This is a genomic window from Priestia sp. YIM B13552 (assembly GCF_042787775.1).
GTDB classification, from domain to species: Bacteria; Bacillota; Bacilli; order Bacillales; family Bacillaceae_H; genus Priestia; species Priestia megaterium_E.
In genome coordinates, this window is the sequence record NZ_JBHZOU010000005.1 from 149,424 (window position 1) to 167,227 (window position 17,804).

Consider the following 17,804-nt stretch of genomic DNA (forward strand, 5'->3'; position numbering starts at 1 on the left):
TGAGGTGACCATGTATGCCAGCAGCCCATTTTAAAATTGATGAAAACTTAAAAGAGCTAACGACCCATCGCACCGTTGAGCTGCCAGTAGCATGTTATCAAACGACGATCAGTGATCACATCAACGGCTACATCCCTCTTCACTGGCATGATGAGCTTCAATTTGTATTAGTTATAAAAGGAGATGCGTCTTTTCAAATAAATGAAAAAACAGTGACTGTAAAACAAGGCTACGGACTGTTTATTAACAGCGGATGTCTTCATATGACTGAAGACACAAACAAATCTGGCTGCGTGTACATTTGTTTAAATGTTTCTCCTCATTTTCTTGTGCCGCAAGAGCTTTTTACAAATTACGTTTATCCCTACATTCATGCAACGAATCTATCACATTTATTCATCAGTCTAAAGCAAGCCTGGGGGAATAACGTGTTAGAGTCTATACATAAAATATACACATGGATTCATAAGCAGCCGCACCACTATGAAATAGAGATTGCCTCTGAACTCAGCATACTGTGGAAAAATTTAATTCTTAACGGTTTGCAGCTGAAATACAATGAAAAAGAAATGATCAAAAATCAGCGAATGAAGCAAATGCTCAATTGGATTCATTTGCACTTTGCTGAAAAGATTACGCTCGATGATATTGCCAAAGCCGGACAATTGAGCCGTTCTGAATGCTGTCGATATTTTAAGAAAATGTTAAAAAAATCGCCTTTGACCTATGTATTAAACTATCGAATTCAGCAAAGCTTAGTTATGCTGCAGCAAGCAGAAGCAAATGTGACGGACGTCGCTTATCAAGTAGGATTTAATAGTACAAGCTATTTTATTAATCAGTTTCGAAAAGAAATGAAGATGACTCCGCTCATGTATCGAAAAAAGAAGCTGCACATCTCATCACATCACTAAAAAAACGGCAGGGCAATCACCCCGCCGTTTTTTATGAACTCTTTTTACTCGTTGATTTTGCATCAGAAATCTTTCCTAAAAAAAACCCGTCTACTTCTGCTATTTTCCCTCTCCAAAAGATCTTTCCTTTAGAAGGAGTAGATTTACTGTCTCCACAGTAAATCTTTGTATTTTTCAAATGAATAAAATGGGCTTCTGCTTCTCCGTTTGATTCACTCGCTTCGCTTGCTAAAGAGAATTGTTCGCTTAGCGCCTGAGCCACTTCACTGCCTTCTTCAAACGTTTCGCTTAAGTAATCAAAGTATTCTTTTGCTGAAATCATGGTACCGGAAATCACAGCGCCGTTTACATTTAATGAAATATCAAGTGAAAAGCCGTGTTTATTAGAAGCTTTCACAAAGTATTCAAGCGTACTGTCTTTAGTTGAAAAAGAAGGGCCTGTACTCATGTCTTTCTTTCCTCCTTTACGCCTTAGGCTGTTGTGTCGTCTTCACTAGAAAGAGATGTTGCTTCATCATCTTCTTCGTCCGTGTTTTTCTTTGCTTTTGTATTTTTTGATTTTTTAGCTGTTGACTTTTTTGGTTTCGCTTCCTTTTTTTCTTCTTCGCTTTCATCTTCTTCTTCTTCTTCTGTTTTTACTTTTTTATTTTTTTTGTTTGAGCGAGAATCTTCCTCTTCTTCCTCGCTGTCTTCGTCACTTTCACTTTCTTCTTCCTCTTCTTGCTCCTCTTCTTTTTTATCCTTTTTACGAGGCTTAGATGTTGCTTCTTCGTTTTCGTCGTCCTGCTCGTTTTCTTCGTTTTCATCGTTCTCTTCTTCGTCGGAATCTGTATCTTCCGCTTCTTCGTCTTGATTTTTATTGAGGCTAAGCTCAACAAGCATGTTCATTTTTTCTTCAAGCTGTGATAAGCGATCTTGAAGAGTTTGATTTTCTTCTTTTAACTCGTCGTACTCTTGAACGTTATCGTCTTCTGTTTCGCTACTAGAAGAATTTACGTTTTCTTCATCATCTTTTGATTTATCTTTATCTTTTTTAAACAAGCTTCCCGCAGATGTTTTCAGGCTGGCCACACTGCTTTTTGATTTTTCTTTTACCTTTGTTCCTAAATCAGATGCTTTGCTTTTTAATTCGTCTGTATCAATGCGGTCAAGGAGACTTTTTCGATTTTCAGGAGTCGATACATATCCAATCGTTGCACCGATGATACCTCCTGCTACCGCTCGTTTGATTGGCCCGCTGCTTGTTGTTTTGCTTGCTTTTGAACCGTTCTTTTCTTTTGAACCGTTTTCCGTATTTTTATTTTCCTTGTTTTCTGCCTGTGTGTTATCTAATTTTGTTTCAGTTGCCATTGTAAATCCCTCCATTTTTTAAGTAGCGTACAGTTTTTAACGTTTCGTTTCTATTTTTTCTTCAAGCGTTTTTAACCGCTCATGCAGCATTTTATTTTCTTCTTCGAGCGCTTTGTTATTGGCTCCTTTTGAACTGAGATAGGGATCATTTTCCCACCAGTCCATGCCGATTTCTTTTGCTTTATCAACGGAAGCCACAATCAAGCGGATCTTTATCGTTAATAGCTCGACATCTGCAATTCCTACGGTGATGTCCCCCGCTATGACGACTCCTTTATCCAAAATCTTTTCGAGCACATCTACAATCGTACTTGACTGCATATTATGTTCGACTGCCATACTGTTCCTCCTACTGACCGCTTAAAGCAGGCTGCCTAGCGGTCCAAGATCAATATTTAAATCTTCTGCATCCAGACCGAACACCTCTTTCAACTCGTCCATTTTTTCTTCTAAGTTCATTAGTGCAATTCCTAAGTTTTCAATTTGTTCGTCCGTCAACGTTCCACCCTCCACCCGCCTCATGGCATGACGTTCAACGATTTGCCTCAATAGCTCAATAACTGTCATCACAAGCTGCGCTAAGCCTTGTTCAGCTTGATCAGGATCCAAGTGGATTCGTCCATTTGCTTGGCTGACCGGTTGCATCCATTAATTCCTCCTTTTGTTTATCAAATTGTTCAGAAGTGATTGGTTTGCGATTTCCTTCTTTAGCTTGCACCAGCGTCTCGACCGAAGAAATAAGCACCCGCAAATCCAAATACACTAAATCGACGCCGGCTATGGAAATGATTAAGTCTCCTTTAATGGCGACTCCTTTATCTAAAATCACATCTAAAATATCAATAAGAGCAATATCTTTATTCTCCATGGATTGTTTAAGAGACATAATGTTAATTCCTCACTTTACGCAAAGCTCGAGAAATGATAGGGCGGCCATGGTCCCGTCACTTCAAATTTCCAGCCTTTATTTTCAAGCTTTTGCTGAAGCTCTTCTATTTTGTTTACGAACTCATTGATCTGCAGAGACGGAAGAAGAAACACGCTGTTCCACGCCATCTGTTCAGAAGCGCCCGTTACGTCCTTGCTCCAATTCTTTTTAACTGAGTCATAAAGCGATAACTCTTTAAGCTTGTCATGTATCTCTTCACACACTGTGTTTTTGTGAAGTTCTAATTCTCTTTCAATCAGCTGATCTATTTTTTTCTTTTCAAAAAATTGTCTTCCTGGTGATAAGTGACTAATTTCTTCTTTTTTCGCTTTCACGCTTTCATTCGTTTCGCTGATTCCTTTTTTAAGCTCCGTATCATCACAGTAAATCTTCACGTTCCACTCTTCATTTCCTTGAAGCAGCTTCAGTGAATTCTCTATCTTTTCTTTGTTAATCTCAATAGCTGCCTGCAGACTTTCTTCACTTTTATAGATGGTGCAAAATTTTAATGGAATGATCGTAAATTCTTCGTACAAAGCGGCTACCGTCTCGTGATGGTGAAATGCTTTTTCCTGCAGCCAGCTCATATCCTGCTCCATCTTTTCTTTAATCACTTCTTCTGAATAGGTGTCAGCATCCAGCTTAGAAACTACAGCCGTCACCTGATCAAACGTTAGTGGGTACAGTGAATGTTCTCCGTCAAACCCTTTATAAGATGGAAACGGCTCTATGGCTGCTGCTTCTTTTGTTGGAATTAAACCGTATAAATACAGTAATTCTCCCATCTAGTCTTCCTCATTTCTTTTTTTTGTTAGCTCTTCCCATTGTTCAATTTCTCTGCGCTTCGCAATTTCGTACCTCATTAACAATTCATCTTCTTTTTCTTGAAACGCTTCTTCGGGAATTTCACCAAGCTCAAACATCATTTGAAGCTGAATGAGTTTTTGCTGAATCGTCGGAAGGTCATATAGCTGTTTATCAGCTTCTTCCTGTACTTTTTCGCCGATTTTCACTACAAGGTTAATAGGGGCGGTTACTAATTTGTGAAGCACGTTATTTCTCTTCTACTTTTAGGCGAATGTTCACAAAATTATAAGCAGGCCATGGACCGCTGTAATGAAAATCGGCTTTGTCTTTCCAGTTTTCATGCGCTTCATTCACTTTTTCATCAAACTTCGCTTCATCTTCTCGGTTAATTAAGAAAGATGCGTTTAAAAGCATCGTTTCGCCCGTTGGCTCATTTGCTTTTGCTGCTTCCGCTGCTTCTTCAAGCGGTGAAAACACATCTGTCTTGACTTCTTTTTGCAGGGAAGTAAACATCTTTTGAGCCATTCCCCCAAGTTGAATACGCTCATAATAACCGGCTGCTTCTGATTTTCCTTTTACGGAGGCTGATACTTTTTCAAGTTCAGGATTTTCATTTACTTTTTTCTCAAGCCATTCTTTTTTCCCAATTACTTTTAAACCGACTTCAATTTTTCCTTTGATCGCTGGAAACAGTTTTTCAAACTGCGGATAAAGGTTTTCCAAAAGAACTTTTACGTCTTCTTTTGATTTGAATACATTCCCAAAGCTGATTGGAATAACCGTATCGTTCTTGTCCATAATCGCTGCTACTGCGTTTTGATGCATTAATAAATTTTGGCGATTAGGATGATAAATTTTCATCGGTACTTCAGCTGCTACCATAGCTGCGTCTTTGTAGCGAATCAGAAATGTTTCAGCTTTTGTTCCTTCTACTTCCACGGCGCCAAATTCTTCGTTTTTATCCGTTTGAATGGCGCTAAAAATATAAATACCTGTTTCGTTTGTTTCACTCATGTTTTCAAGCTCCTTTACTTTTCTTCAATGTCTATATTCTTACATTCTTCTAAAATGATTTTTTCGGCTTTGCTTTTTGCATTTTCTTCATCCAAACATTTGGTAAGCGGATGATGCAAAATATCGATACATAACGTTTGAAAATCTTCGTCATTTCCATCGATAGCAATGTCTTGCTGCGTGGCGAGAGTAGCGATCATAAGCGAAGCCCGAAGGCTAAGTCCGCTGCTGTTTTCGTCTCCAGAGCGGTTTCGCACGTTTGCTACGAGCGTTACAATTGTGCGCGCTTCGTCTTCTTCTACGTCCGTTTTCTCCGTTATAATCGCTGTCTCTCTGTCGATGTCTTTATAATCAATAAACATGGTAATTAACCTGTCAAGAAGCGCATCTTGCGTATCATATACGCCGGCATACTCAGCTGGATTGCTTGTGAAGATGACGCGAAAATCGGGATGCACGCGCACAAAAGGATCGGTCATTTTCACTCCATACAGCGGAAGCACGCCTTCTTCTAATATTGATAGAAAGATATTATTCGTTGCAGGCTTAGACCGAGTAAATTCGTCGTAAATCAGCGTATAGCCATTTTTTACAGCTTCAAGCAATCGGCCATCCTGCCAGTTTTCACTCACTTGTTCATCTTTTTTATAGACAGAACGAACATATTGGTCGATTACTTTTTTGCTCGTGTATCCCGTAAAATCGCCAATTAAATCTTTATTGTTGAGCTCGTGATTCCCGTGCATCAGCATTACAGGACGCTTTCTCTTTTTAGCAAGCGCTCGCGCTAAAGAGGTTTTGCCTCCGCCGGCAGGACCTGTAAAATGAATGGAATAGCCGGATTTTAAATAGCTCAGCGCTCTTGAAAGAACCTCTTTTGTCTCGTCATCTTGTATAAAAGCTCCACTGCCTTTTTTCCTTTTGTCTGTTAAGACGGTCATTTTTACGTTCCTCCTGCCATCTTATCGTCTATGCTTCAATGCCAATGGCGCTTCTATATCTGACGTCGAGTCGTTTGAATGAAATGACTTCTTTTTCTTTATTTAAAAAGCACTCGTACGTTCCGAGCATTTCATCTTTGGCGTATTTTTTCATGTATTCTCGTTCTTCAATGACTTCAACAATAACTCTCCAGCCTTCATCTTCAGTAGCTTCCACCGAGGTAATTTTATGAGGAGGAGCTACGTGTTCACCGAAAAAGTCGTTCACGGCTTGCATAATTTTTTTAATTTCCATTTTTAGTAGCCTCCAATAGTTAAATCTAAAAGCTGGAACCACCCTCAAAAAAGGAAGGTTCCATATCACTTCATATTAAATACTAAAACGCGGCTGTCCTTCACTTGAATTTGAACGTTCAGGAAGACCGTTTTCTTCTACGTCGTCACGAAGAAGCCCTACTGCTTCTGCATAGCGTAACCATGTATCAACACTGGCAATAACCACTCGTGCTTCAATCGTTAAAATTTCAATTCCTACAACAGAAACCCTTGCAAAAGCATCAATAACAATTCCTTTATCTAAAATACGATCAATGACTTCTGCTAAACTTGAACTATTAGTACTTTTTTGAATAGACATATCTCATTTCTCCTTTCGCTCATGATCCCATTGTTTTTAAATCAGTAGATGATTTAATATCATTGGAGCTTTTAATATCCGTTGCTTTTTTAATCTGATTTGCGCCTTTTATTTTCCGCTTATTTTTTGACTTCTCTTTATCGTCTGAAGAAGAAACTTTTTCTTGAAAGTTTTCTCCAGCTTCTTTCACATCGCTAAGCTTATCTTTTACTGATAGTAAGACGTCTTGGAGCTTTTCTTTTGCGTCTTCCCCTTTGCCGTGTACCTTTTGGGCATTTTTTTCTTTTGTTTCCTGCAGTTTTTCTGACGCTTCATTTGCTTTTTCCTGCAGTTTCCCTTCAGTTTTTTCGACAAATTTTTCTTTCGCTTTTTCTTTAACCTTTTCTTCTACCTTTTCCTTAACAGGTTCAGGCGTGTGCTCCACTATTTTTTTTCCTGCTTTTAGTGCTGCTTTCTCCACATCTTTTTTATCCATGAAATTCCCCTTCAGGACGGATATCTTACTTCTTCGCGTCCATGAGTTTGTTTAGCATCTCTTCAATGCGCTGCAGCTGGTCGTTCATATTTTTATTTTCTTCTTTTAACTCTTCGTACTGAGACGTTTCCATTTCTGCGCTTTGGCTGACTTCTTCCTGCGCATTTCCCTGTTCATTTGATGCCTCTTCTTTTTTCTTTTTAGGTGCGAGCAGCTTGCTTAAATTGTCTTTTTCAAGATAGCCTGTAGCCGTCTGTCTTAATGCTCCCATCGCTTGCTGCGTTAAAATATCCTGTGCGTTTCTTCTTAACTCTTGTCCTGTCGCACGTACAATTTCTGATTGTCCTAAGCGGCTGAGTACTTTTTTACTCGTTTGAGGACTTGAAAGAAGCCCAATTCCTGCTCCTACTACGCCTCCTAAAATAGCAAGATTTAAAGAGTTTTGCGTTTTTTCTTCCTGCTGCTGATTTTCTTGTTTTTCATTTTGCACGTTGTTATCAGTTGTTGACATGTTCCATCCTCTTTTCTCTTATTATTATTTATTTAATGAATTTTCTTACGATTAAAAGACTTAAAAGCTAAGCCCTGCTCCTCGCTCTTCTGTTCGGCCAGGCAGCCCTTCTTCCTCTACTTTGTCGGTTAATAACCCAACGGCTTCTGCGTAGCGAAGCCACGTATCGACACTTGCAATAACGACTCGGGCTTCAATCGTTAAAATTTCAATTCCTACGAGTGATACTCGGGCAAAAGCATCGATGACAATCCCTTTGTCGAGAATTCGATCAATCACTTCTGCTAAACTAGAACTATCTGTACTTTTTTGAATACTCATTTTTAGCAGCTCCTTTTGAAATTTAGCTAAATGAATGATGCTACTAATCAACCTGCTTAACTTTTTAATTAAACATACTTTTGAAATATACTTTTTAGCCCTCTTTCAAACATGAAGAATTTGCTAAAAAGTAATTTCTGAAAATAAATTAGAAAATTATTCTACTACGTATAATAATTAACAGTTAATTATTGGATGGAATTTGCGCGTAAATCCTTCTGTTAAAGCTTTCATCAAGATTTCAATCCCAAAATAAAACAATAAATACATTATTGTTACAATAATATTACATTATAATTTAAGGCATATTGTTACTCGGTGTACCATGACATATTTTGATATTTTTAACTATTATGGAATATTATTGTGAATTAAGTTCACTTAAATAAAACGAGCGCATAAAAAAACTGCCGCACTGCGACAGCTTTCTCCTACGTATCTTACGTTCTATAAAATCATTCCAGTTAAAGGAGCTTTCGGGTTTCCATCATGATCTGAGTCTTCTTTGTCTACTAAAACAAGCAAGCTTCCTTCTTTGACTGAATCATTATATTGTTCGGCCTGCTGTTTTGGAATTCCCATACTTACTAAAATACCAGACAGACCTCCTACGCTCGCACCAGCTGCCGCACCTGTTAATGTAGCTACAATCGGACCAGCCGCCACAATGGGACCTATTCCCGGTATGGCAAGAGCCCCGGCACCTGCTAATATTCCGGTTAAGCTCCCTAGCGTACCTCCGGTAAGTGCTCCAGTTGCTGCCCCTTCTGTTTTTGTATTCGTTTCTTTCTGAACGTTTTTGGTCTTTTTATGTTTGCCGATGATAGATATTTCTTCTGATGTATACCCTTCTTTTTTCAAACTCTCTACAGCTTGAATTGCTTCTTGTTCCGTTTCGTATACCCCCACAACATTCTTTGCTTTTGCTTCCATACTATCTCCTCCTCATTAATGTTGTGTGTACCCGGGAGTATGGCTTTGAAACGTTTTAGAGAGTCAGAGGTCTTCTCTATTCTTAAATAAATAGCCCTACATCACTTTTCATTTAGTGACGTTTTTATTTAAAAATGAATGAACTCGCTCTTTTTTTAACCATATTCCTCCATAAGCAATGAAGCACGCAGCCGTACTAAAAGCCAACACATAGCTCCGGAGCCAATCCACAAGGAGCCCAAACCAAATCGGCGCGAGCACGATGGCAAATTGATTGAGCGTTAACGCAATGCTTACCGTTAAACCGATAAAACGATCATCCGCTTTTTCTGCTATTAGCACGATAAACAAACTAAACCAGCCAATTGCAAAAAAGCCAAAGCTAAAACAAAAAGCAGTTAGTAGCCAAAAAGGCAAAGTAAATCCAATATAAGAAATTGCTATTGTTAGTCCTGCAGTCATCCAAACCGTCACTTGCAAAGGAGTTCTTCGATTTCCGTTATACACATAATCACTTACCCAAGCTAAAACAATTCTCCCCACCATTCCCCCTAGCAGTGTGATGCTCAGCAGGGTGCCCGCTGAAGCAAAATCCATCTTTATGGCTTTCGTTAAATAGCTCATAAAGTGCGCAACGATAATCATTTGAAGAGAAATCATTGAAACACCTACAAAAAACAGCGGATAGAGCGTTTTATCTTGAGAAATGCGCTTGATTTTTTGACGAAGCGTAAATGTTTCCTTTTTTTCTGACGATGATGATTGCTCTCGGTAGAATACAAAAAAAAGAAGACCTCCTCCGATAGCTGCTGCTGCCTGTACGAGAACAGCCCCATGCCACCCGTATTGATGAAACAGCAGCGGTAATGCTGCTGAAGCGACAACGCCTCCAATCGGTATCCCCGTTTGCCGAATTCCCATGGCAAGACCTCTATGATGAGAAGGAAACCACTTCACCACCGCTTTGCTTCCTCCTGGCTGTGCTGTTCCATACCATACGCCTGCTGCGAGAAGTACGCCTGTTAGATACAAATAATGATCAGCGCTATAGGCGAAAAGCATGCTTATCCCCAGCAAAATAGATCCTCCTCCTACAAGCCACCTTTCGCCATATTGATCCATCCAGTTTCCAAAAAGCAGCATAGAAAAAATCGGACCAATTTGAACAGCTGATACGAGCAGTCCTGTTTGAAACTGCGATAAATCATATAGTCTTTGCCAAAACGCTGCCAATGGTCCTATCCCGTACGTGACAAATGTTGCACACGCCTGAGAAAGCGTGGCAATAAATAAAATCATCCACTTATAAGAAGCTTTTTGTCTGATCATTTACTCTCCTCCACCTCTACTTTCAGTGTAGAGAAAGAATGGTATCATGTAAAATAAGGAATAAAGATAAAAGTCATCAATAAAAATGATAGCTGAAGGAGGAGATTTTATGGATATAAAAGATTTGCTTGTTTTTACGACAGTAGCAGAAGAAAAAAACATTTCAAAAGCTGCCAAAAGTTTAAGCTATGTGCAGTCGAATGTGACGATGCGCATTCAGCAGCTGGAAGCTGAACTCGGCACACAGCTATTTGAACGCAGCGGTAAAGGCGTAACGTTAACTTCTAGCGGAGAGCTGTTGCATCGTTATGCTGAAGAAATTCTTCGTTTAACCAATGAAGCCACTATAACTGTTCAAAACAGTGCGCACACGCCGATAGGGCCTTTGAAAATAGGCGCAACTGAATCCACCGCGGCTCTTCGGCTACCGCCTTTGCTTTCTACTTATTGCACTGCCTACCCGGATGTAGACTTCATTTTAGAAACACATACAACCGATGTTCTTATTCACCTGGTTTTAACCCGAAAACTTGAAGGCGCATTTGTTGCAGGCAGCTGTGAACATCCTGATCTAAACTCTTTATTTACTCAAGATGAAGAGCTTGTACTTGTGAGCCGCCACCCTCTTCCTTCTCTTTACAGCCTAAACGATATGAATTTATTAGCCTTCAGCAGCGGATGCGCATATCGACATACGTTAGAAATGCTGTTGACAAAAGAAGGCGTGTTTCCAAAACGGATATTAGAATTTGGTACGATTGAAGCGATTATTGGGTGTGTAAAAGCTGGTATGGGCGTAGCTGTAATGATGAAATCCATTGTATCTCATCACGACCATTCATTAACGTTAACTCCGCTGCCGCAGCCATATAGAAAGGTTCCCACTTTTTTTATTACGCGAAAAGATGCCTTTGTATCGGCGGCTTTACGTGAATTTTCTTCTCTTCTTACCGAACAGCTTTGCATAACAAAACCCTAAGAAAATAGGCGTTCTTAGGGTTTTGACTTAAGCCGCTGCCGGATTCTTTTTCACAAATTTCATAAACAATAAACGAACTAAAGGTCCCATAATAAGAAGCTGAAGCGGGTAGGCTACGATAAAGTTTTTCATCACGATAAATGCATAGCTTGAAAGAAGCGGCTCTCCTTGCAGGCCTTTCGTAAGTGACATCGTAATTAATCCATATACAGACATGGAAAGCACCATTCCAATAACCATACATGATGACAAAATCAACACGACTTTTAACTGTTTAGACTTATCAAACGGCAGTGAAAATGCTACTTTTTTTGCTACGGGACCAACGAAAAAAGTTTCGACAGTCATTGCGACTACAAACGTGATAACCAAGTTCAAAATACCTTCTGCGAGCGTGATATGCCCGATGACGTCATTCATTAACATGTTATACACCGTCATTACAAGCACCATCCCTCCGCACATCATCATTCCAAAATACATACTCTCTTTTTTAGTTGTTGGCACATTCCTCATCCTTTTCATCTTTTTTACTTGGCTTAGTATAGCTTTTTATCTTCCTTCTTCGTAAGTGAACATTTTGTGAACATTTGTAAGCGGCTGCTCCTCTTTTTGTGGAGGGATAAGTATGACAAACCACTCTAGTCTGCACCTTTGAAACGTAAACAAAAACCCCCGCTTTATGGACTAAAGCGGGGGTTCATTTTATAGAGATTCTGTGTGCGACCCGGGCGGGATCGGCGTTTGGGTGCGGAATACTTTTTCCCATTTCGAGACGACAATACAGGCAATCGCGTGGCCTGGAACGTTGACTCCTGTTCTGGCCATATCCATAATGCGATCCACTCCTGCAATAATTGCCACTCCTTCAGCCGGCAGACCTACTGCATTGGCTGTTGCTAAAAGAACAACGAGTGAACCTGACGGGACAGCCGCAATTCCTTTACTTGTCATCACGAGTATAAGCATCATAAATAATTGCTGAGTTAATGGCATATCAATGTTAAAAGCCTGTGCTAAAAAGACGCATGAAACGGATAAATAAAGAGTGGAGCCATCACAGTTTAACGACAGGCCGGACGGAATAACGAACGACACAACTCGTTTAGGGCATCCGTACTTTTCCATCCGTTCCATCAGCTGTGGCAGCACCGTTTCCGTACTTGTTGTTGAAAACGCAATAAGAAACAAATCCCAAATCATTTTGAATACTTCAAAGTAGTTGAATTTGAATATAAACCCAACAAGCGGAAATAAAACAAATAAAATAATAAAAAGACCTAAAAAGACGGTTCCAATAAGCTTTAGCATTGGAAGCAGAAGCACAATGCCGTATTGCCCTACAGATGCAGCCATTAGCGCTAGTACACCAAGAGGCGCTGTGACCATGACAATTTGCGTTAATTTAAACATAATTTTAGCCGTGGATTCAAAAAACTTCATTGCAGGTTCGGATGCTTTCCCAACTCCTGAAGCGGCAACACCAAATAAAATAGCAAAGAAAATCACGGCCAGCAAATCATTTTTTGCCATCACATCTACGATATTTGTTGGAATGATGTTTAAAATCATTTGTTTAAAGTCCACGACTTTCTCAGTGTACTGAGACAATTCACCGATATCTTTTTTTACAAGATGAGAAAGATCGAGGCCTACTCCAGGCTTTAGCAAATTCACTAACAGCAGACCGATTCCTAATACGATGGTAGTAATGATTTCAAACCAAATAATCGTCTTTAATCCTAGACTCCCCATTTGTTTCATACTGCCGCTTCCCGCAGCACCTATGACGATGGTTGAAAAGACAATCGGCACCACAATCATTTTAATGAGGCGAATAAACCCGTCCCCTATCGGTCTTAAAGCCATCCCGAAGTCCGGGAAAAAGTGCCCGATAAAAGCTCCGATTACTAATGCAATTAAAATTTGAAACGCTAAAAACTTTTTCACATTTCTACCTCCCTTTTGCCTTCATGAAACGGACATCCATTCCATTAATATCCAAATCCTGAGACACTTTAAGTAAGTTCGGGACATTTAGCTAGATTCCTTCTAAAATAGACAAATTGGTCTATATATTTCGCTTTATCAGTTAAAATGCATAGAAAAAAGCCAGAGTGAAGTTGTTCTTCATCCTGGCTTTTTTAATTCTTATGCTTTTTTAACAAACTGAGATTTTAAGCTCATCGCTCCAAATCCGTCAATTTTGCAGTCGATGTTATGATCGCCTTCTACTAAACGAATGCTTTTTACTTTTGTTCCGATTTTGACAACCGATGAGCTTCCTTTTACTTTTAAGTCTTTGATGACGGTAACTGAATCTCCGTCTTTTAAAAGGTTCCCGTTTGCATCTTTTACAGTCAGCTGTTCTTCTGTGCTTTCTGTTTTTTCATCTTGCCTCCATTCATGCGCACACTCCGGGCAGACGAACAGGTTTCCATCTTCATATGTATACTGTGATTGACAGCTTGGGCAATTAGGTACATTCATTTTCTTTTCCTCCAGCAGCAGCTCGTAGCCAATAGTACGATTACGAGATTACATTTTTTATCTGTTTTATACTGTCACAATTTCACGAGATTAACAAGCTTTTCTATTTCCTTGCTGCTGATGTTTTCTTTTCCAAATAAGTGAGCCGATAAACAGAACAAAACCCGCTCCAAAGACAAGAAGCTGATCTACATAAAAGTCACCTGTTTTTACATACCGTATAATAAATAATCCTCCAAACATCAGCATCAGCATACATGAAAATCGAATGAGGTATGAATTGATTTCCATCTTTCATTCCTCCTTTTTGTAAGACTTTGTATTACGAAAAAAACACGAACCATATGCCAAATGTAACTCCGTATAACGGTAAAATGACGGCTAGTTTTTGCTTCCACCCTTTAAAAAAGGAAGCATTACGAGGCGCAAACCAAAGCTCTAACGTACCGTATAACAGCAGTGCTCCCGCTGCTAATATCGCAATCACAGTCTCTCCTAAGTCCATACACACTCCTCACTTTCATTCTACGCACTTGAAGCTAAGCGCAGCGTATATAGTAAGTCTCATCATTATAAAAGACCTTACACTCGTGATGCATGAGGATTTTGAACACTTTCTAACAATACATTTATTACCATTACATCATAATAAAAGCATTTTTGAGACTTTTTATACATGTAAATTATTGTATAATGAAAAGTAGACACAGAGAAAAAAGGGGAGAATTTTTTGAAGAGAACTCAGCTTATTTTTGTTATTACACTGCTTATTGAAGCTGGATTAACCTATGCGTGCTCATCATTTTTGTCTATCCGCTTTATTGAGCTTATGTTTTTTAGCGGACTTTTGTTTTCAGTTTTGACTTTTTGGTTTTCAAGCAGCGGAAGCAACAGCGCTCATTCTCACTATAAAACTCATTCCATGAGATTAATGTCTGGGGCCACTATTGAACACAATCCGTTTCGTTTGCGCTGGACGGCTTATTTTCTTGCTTCTTTAAGCTTTACGGGAGTGGGCCTGATTTTTTTCGTTCTGCTGCTGACAAACGTTATTCCTCCAGTAAGCTAAAAAACCTGCTCTTCACAGAGAGCAGGTACTTACGAGAACAGCTTGAGAAGCAGGCATTTTCGCTTTACTTTATTCGCAACAGCTTGAGTCACATGATCTTTTAAAGGCCGCGTCAATATTCGTTTCAGCGGATGTTTTAGCATCCGTTTGCTCACGGGAACTTTAAAGATAACGCTGAGAACCACTGTTGCTAAAACCGAGAGCAGTAAGACCGCAAAAGGCTTTTTTTGAAACCATCTCGAGAAGATAAGCATCATTACGTAAATAAGTGCCGACCACCCCAAATGCCAGCCGTGCCTAAATGTAATCCCCTTACACCTGAGCCCAACCCATTCTACAAACGAAGCTGTACATACCCATTTTGTAATATATTTCACCTGCTTAGCGAGTGTAGACGGATAAGTAGCTAAGAACGACAAAATCATGAGAGGCGTAATGAACATAAGGTGTAAAATACGCAGTACTTTTAATGAAAGATGAGAAGATTTAAAATCCCAAAGCAATTTATCATTACATAAAAAGTAGTAGAGCATATTAAAAAAGCTCACGTATAAAACCCCAGCATACAGCTCGCGTATTTTGTTCCACGTTTTCTTATGGATATTTTGAAAAATCAGCCATAGAAGGACAGAAATATGCACCTTTGTTCACCTCTCTAACGTCGTTTTTAGAATCTCTGCTATTGTATTTTCGTTTCTTCCTGCTTCTTTTCAATTTTTCGAATCCATCCAATAAGCATACGGTTAAGGTACGATTTTAACGTTACGCTAGTAAAAGTGTGATACCACATCCAGCCTGTTTTCCACTCGATGAGCTTCGTTCGTTTTTCAGCCCATAATTCAATAAAAAACATTGGAATCGTAAAAAACATAATTTTATATAAAACTTTTAACCCTTTATCGTAATATGTAGCTTGATTAATCATGACGGATATCATAGGATAAAGCAAAAAGTCGAACAACACGTTAATTCTAAACTGTTTTTTCAATAAGCGAGTTGGATATCGAAGAAGGCCGTGAGTTACAATAAATTTATCAATAATACCATTTGTTAAGGCGTTAAATACATAGGCCAGCAGCCAGTCTTTAATCGGTGGTTTTCTAAATAAAAAAGGGAGAATCCCCAGGGCGATAAGTAGCATTACACGTAAAAATTTCACTTCAAACTTTTTATTTCTCATCACCTTTTCGCTCCTTTCACCAAGTGTTGTTAGCCTACCTTCATGTCAATTGGCAGCTTGAGACGGCTGTTCTCACCACGCTCAATTATTGCTTATGTTAATTTATAAAGATACGCAGCAGCGTCTAATGTAAATTTTCCGTACATAACCCTTAAGTTCACGCTATCCATACATACGTAAATATTTGTTTTAGTTTTCAGTTCTTTGAAGAGATTTATACATGTGGTTGAGACATGGAAAAAGCCCAACTCTAATCAGTACGGGCTTCTTCCTTCACCTATTGTGTTTTTTTAAACGTTACCATCCGGCTACGAATCCATCCGTTCGTGATTCACTTCCTCCGCATAGCACGCCGCTTTCAGGATCTCTCCAAATAATCTGTCCGCGCCCAAATGCCATAGAATCCACGGCTACTTCAATTTTATGTCCTTTCCGTTCAAGCGCTTGCGCTACGTGGGATGGAAAAGCTGGCTCCACAAGCACCGTTTTATCTTTTTTCCACTGCCATCTTGGCGCGTCTAAAGCAGCTTGAGGATGAAGCTGAAAATCAATCGTATTCATGACGACTTGCATATGTCCCTGCAGCTGCATAAAACCTCCCATCACTCCAAACGGTCTTACGGGCTCATTATTTTTAGTGAGAAAGCCCGGAATAATGGTATGAAACGTTTTTTTATTAGGAGCAAGGCAGTTATCGTGATTAGGATCCATTGAAAAATTGTGGCCGCGGTTTTGCAAGGCAATTCCCGTTTCTGGCACAACGATTCCAGAACCAAAGCCCATATAATTACTTTGAATAAGCGAAACCATGTTTCCTTCTTCATCAGCCGTTGCTAAATACACCGTTCCGCTTCCAACAGGCTCTCCCGCTTCAGGCTGCAGGGCATGTTCTTTTATAAGGCCGCGGCGATAGCTTGCATATGTATCAGACAGAAGCACACTAACAGACACGCTCATTTTTGCTTCTTCCGTAATGTATTTTTCTCCATCTGCAAACGCAAGCTTTATCGCTTCTATTTGTTTATGATACGTATCCACGGCATCTTTTTCTAGAAGCTCAAAGCCTTTTACGATATTTAATGCCAGTAACGCAATAAGCCCCTGACCGTTCGGAGGAATTTCCCATACATCATATCCACGGTAGTGAGCGCTAATAGGATTCACCCACTCAGGCTCAAAAGCAGCCAAATCTTCTTTTGATAAAAAGCCGCCGTGTTTTTTACTGAATGCATCAATACGATCCGCAAGCTCGCCTTTATAAAACGCTTCTGCATTTGTTTCGCCAATGAGCTGAAGCGTACGGGCATGATGGAGGGATGACCACATTTCTCCTGCTTTTGGTGCTTGTCCATTAGCCGCAAACGTTTGAAACCACGATTCAAATTCTTTGCTTGTATGTACTCGTTTAAACGTATCGTACGCTTGTTTCCATTGTTTCGCGAGAGTAGGCGCTAGCGGAAATCCTTCTTTGGCGTACTGAATGGCAGGCTGCAGTACTTGAGAAAGAGGCAGTTTGCCAAATCGCTTCGATAAAGCAGCCCAAGCAGCCGGAGCCCCGGGAACCGTAACGGGAATCATTCCGTATTTAGGAATATCTCTGTATCCTTTTTCCTTTAGCGCATCAATGGAAATAGACTGGGGAGAAGGTCCGCTAGCGTTTAGTCCATACAGCTGATTATTTGTCCAAACAAGCGCAAACGCGTCTCCTCCGATTCCATTAGATGCGGGCTCTAATACGGTAAGGCTCGCAGCTGTCGTGATTGCTGCATCAATGGCATTGCCGCCTTTTTTTAAAATATCAATGCCTGCCTGCGCTGCGAGCGGCTGAGATGTAGATACCATTCCTTTTTTTGCATAAACAGGAACTCGGTAAGATGGATATGGATGATAATGCGGATCATAGGTCATAAAAGCGCCCCTTTTTTA

At 39.8% G+C, this 17,804-nt stretch carries 27 protein-coding genes; 3 read left to right on the forward strand and 24 right to left on the reverse strand.

From position 1 onward, the window contains the following. Positions 1-14 precede the first annotated feature (14 nt). Positions 15-914: an AraC family transcriptional regulator gene (locus ACFX40_RS19935; RefSeq protein WP_377255976.1), complete on the forward strand. Its 900-nt coding sequence runs from the start codon at positions 15-17 to the stop codon at positions 912-914. A 31-nt stretch (positions 915-945) separates the two neighbouring features. On the opposite strand, the gene gvpU is transcribed toward ACFX40_RS19935, so the two are convergent. The 16 genes from gvpU to ACFX40_RS20015 form a co-directional block, all read right to left on the reverse strand. After that, positions 946-1,362 carry a gas vesicle accessory protein GvpU gene (gene gvpU / locus ACFX40_RS19940; RefSeq protein ID WP_014459206.1) on the reverse strand — a complete coding sequence of 139 codons (417 nt, stop codon included), beginning with the start codon at positions 1,360-1,362 and terminating at the stop codon, positions 946-948. A gap of 23 nt (positions 1,363-1,385) precedes the next feature. Next, positions 1,386-2,264, reverse strand: a complete 879-nt coding sequence (gene gvpT, locus ACFX40_RS19945) for a GvpT/GvpP family gas vesicle accessory protein (protein ID WP_336091398.1) — start codon at positions 2,262-2,264, stop codon at positions 1,386-1,388. A 36-nt stretch (positions 2,265-2,300) separates the two neighbouring features. Beyond that, positions 2,301-2,603 (reverse strand): gas vesicle protein, encoded by a 303-nt coding sequence (locus ACFX40_RS19950; protein WP_013057989.1) that lies wholly within the window; start codon positions 2,601-2,603, stop codon positions 2,301-2,303. Positions 2,604-2,624: 21 nt separating this feature from the next. Next, the gene (locus ACFX40_RS19955; RefSeq protein ID WP_013057990.1) at positions 2,625-2,909 is read right to left on the reverse strand and encodes a gas vesicle protein K; all 285 of its coding nucleotides are present in this window, start codon (positions 2,907-2,909) and stop codon (positions 2,625-2,627) included. Next, entirely contained in the window at positions 2,863-3,150 is a 288-nt protein-coding gene (locus ACFX40_RS19960; protein WP_013057991.1) for a gas vesicle protein, read from the reverse strand. The genes ACFX40_RS19955 and ACFX40_RS19960 overlap by 47 nt, the downstream gene beginning before the upstream one ends. Before the next feature lie 17 nt (positions 3,151-3,167). After that, positions 3,168-3,977 (reverse strand): GvpL/GvpF family gas vesicle protein, encoded by an 810-nt coding sequence (locus ACFX40_RS19965; protein WP_377255980.1) that lies wholly within the window; start codon positions 3,975-3,977, stop codon positions 3,168-3,170. Continuing rightward, positions 3,978-4,244: a gas vesicle protein GvpG gene (locus tag ACFX40_RS19970; protein ID WP_028409328.1), complete on the reverse strand. Its 267-nt coding sequence runs from the start codon at positions 4,242-4,244 to the stop codon at positions 3,978-3,980. 1 nt (position 4,245) lies between these two features. Continuing rightward, positions 4,246-5,013 carry a GvpL/GvpF family gas vesicle protein gene (locus ACFX40_RS19975; protein ID WP_377255982.1) on the reverse strand — a complete coding sequence of 256 codons (768 nt, stop codon included), beginning with the start codon at positions 5,011-5,013 and terminating at the stop codon, positions 4,246-4,248. Positions 5,014-5,027: 14 nt separating this feature from the next. Next, positions 5,028-5,954 carry a gas vesicle protein GvpN gene (gene gvpN / locus ACFX40_RS19980; protein WP_377255985.1) on the reverse strand — a complete coding sequence of 309 codons (927 nt, stop codon included), beginning with the start codon at positions 5,952-5,954 and terminating at the stop codon, positions 5,028-5,030. Positions 5,955-5,982: 28 nt separating this feature from the next. Next, positions 5,983-6,249: a gas vesicle protein GvpO gene (gene gvpO / locus ACFX40_RS19985; protein ID WP_013057996.1), complete on the reverse strand. Its 267-nt coding sequence runs from the start codon at positions 6,247-6,249 to the stop codon at positions 5,983-5,985. A 75-nt stretch (positions 6,250-6,324) separates the two neighbouring features. Then, positions 6,325-6,591, reverse strand: a complete 267-nt coding sequence (gene gvpA, locus ACFX40_RS19990; RefSeq protein ID WP_013057997.1) for a gas vesicle structural protein GvpA — start codon at positions 6,589-6,591, stop codon at positions 6,325-6,327. A gap of 19 nt (positions 6,592-6,610) precedes the next feature. After that, positions 6,611-7,066 carry a gas vesicle protein GvpQ gene (gene gvpQ, locus ACFX40_RS19995; RefSeq protein WP_377255988.1) on the reverse strand — a complete coding sequence of 152 codons (456 nt, stop codon included), beginning with the start codon at positions 7,064-7,066 and terminating at the stop codon, positions 6,611-6,613. 25 nt (positions 7,067-7,091) lie between these two features. Continuing rightward, complete coding sequence (gvpT, locus tag ACFX40_RS20000; protein WP_028409331.1) at positions 7,092-7,577, reverse strand: GvpT/GvpP family gas vesicle accessory protein; 486 nt, start codon at positions 7,575-7,577, stop codon at positions 7,092-7,094. 60 nt (positions 7,578-7,637) lie between these two features. Continuing rightward, positions 7,638-7,898: a gas vesicle structural protein GvpA gene (gene gvpA / locus ACFX40_RS20005; protein WP_013058000.1), complete on the reverse strand. Its 261-nt coding sequence runs from the start codon at positions 7,896-7,898 to the stop codon at positions 7,638-7,640. A gap of 447 nt (positions 7,899-8,345) precedes the next feature. Next, the gene (locus tag ACFX40_RS20010) at positions 8,346-8,831 is read right to left on the reverse strand and encodes a YflT domain-containing protein (RefSeq protein ID WP_028409332.1); all 486 of its coding nucleotides are present in this window, start codon (positions 8,829-8,831) and stop codon (positions 8,346-8,348) included. A gap of 108 nt (positions 8,832-8,939) precedes the next feature. After that, the gene (locus ACFX40_RS20015) at positions 8,940-10,160 is read right to left on the reverse strand and encodes an MFS transporter (protein ID WP_377255991.1); all 1,221 of its coding nucleotides are present in this window, start codon (positions 10,158-10,160) and stop codon (positions 8,940-8,942) included. Positions 10,161-10,269: 109 nt separating this feature from the next. On the opposite strand from ACFX40_RS20015, the gene ACFX40_RS20020 reads away from it, so the two are divergent. Further along, complete coding sequence (locus tag ACFX40_RS20020) at positions 10,270-11,139, forward strand: LysR family transcriptional regulator (protein ID WP_377255994.1); 870 nt, start codon at positions 10,270-10,272, stop codon at positions 11,137-11,139. A gap of 27 nt (positions 11,140-11,166) precedes the next feature. Here ACFX40_RS20020 and ACFX40_RS20025 read toward each other — a convergent pair whose 3' ends face one another. The 5 genes from ACFX40_RS20025 to ACFX40_RS20045 form a co-directional block, all read right to left on the reverse strand. Beyond that, entirely contained in the window at positions 11,167-11,646 is a 480-nt protein-coding gene (locus ACFX40_RS20025; protein ID WP_237074365.1) for a DUF2798 domain-containing protein, read from the reverse strand. A gap of 198 nt (positions 11,647-11,844) precedes the next feature. After that, on the reverse strand, positions 11,845-13,089 hold the full coding sequence (gene gltP / locus ACFX40_RS20030; RefSeq protein WP_377238402.1) for a glutamate-aspartate/proton symporter GltP: 1,245 nt from the start codon (positions 13,087-13,089) through the stop codon (positions 11,845-11,847). 201 nt (positions 13,090-13,290) lie between these two features. After that, a complete protein-coding gene (locus ACFX40_RS20035; RefSeq protein ID WP_028409337.1) occupies positions 13,291-13,629 on the reverse strand; it encodes a zinc ribbon domain-containing protein YjdM in 339 nt (112 codons plus the stop codon). A gap of 90 nt (positions 13,630-13,719) precedes the next feature. Next, the gene (locus ACFX40_RS20040) at positions 13,720-13,920 is read right to left on the reverse strand and encodes a hypothetical protein (RefSeq protein WP_098248022.1); all 201 of its coding nucleotides are present in this window, start codon (positions 13,918-13,920) and stop codon (positions 13,720-13,722) included. Positions 13,921-13,951: 31 nt separating this feature from the next. Continuing rightward, the gene (locus ACFX40_RS20045; protein WP_057244319.1) at positions 13,952-14,134 is read right to left on the reverse strand and encodes a hypothetical protein; all 183 of its coding nucleotides are present in this window, start codon (positions 14,132-14,134) and stop codon (positions 13,952-13,954) included. A gap of 225 nt (positions 14,135-14,359) precedes the next feature. Between ACFX40_RS20045 and ACFX40_RS20050 the strand changes: the two genes are divergently transcribed. Beyond that, positions 14,360-14,698 (forward strand): hypothetical protein, encoded by a 339-nt coding sequence (locus ACFX40_RS20050; protein ID WP_136789865.1) that lies wholly within the window; start codon positions 14,360-14,362, stop codon positions 14,696-14,698. 29 nt (positions 14,699-14,727) lie between these two features. On the opposite strand, the gene ACFX40_RS20055 is transcribed toward ACFX40_RS20050, so the two are convergent. From ACFX40_RS20055 to ACFX40_RS20065, 3 genes are all read right to left on the reverse strand, one after another. Then, positions 14,728-15,339: a CBO0543 family protein gene (locus tag ACFX40_RS20055; RefSeq protein WP_028409339.1), complete on the reverse strand. Its 612-nt coding sequence runs from the start codon at positions 15,337-15,339 to the stop codon at positions 14,728-14,730. Positions 15,340-15,377: 38 nt separating this feature from the next. Next, positions 15,378-15,878, reverse strand: coding sequence for a CBO0543 family protein (locus tag ACFX40_RS20060; protein ID WP_028409340.1), 501 nt, complete (start codon positions 15,876-15,878; stop codon positions 15,378-15,380). Between the two features lie 297 nt (positions 15,879-16,175). After that, positions 16,176-17,786: a gamma-glutamyltransferase family protein gene (locus ACFX40_RS20065; RefSeq protein WP_377255999.1), complete on the reverse strand. Its 1,611-nt coding sequence runs from the start codon at positions 17,784-17,786 to the stop codon at positions 16,176-16,178. Positions 17,787-17,804 lie beyond the last annotated feature (18 nt).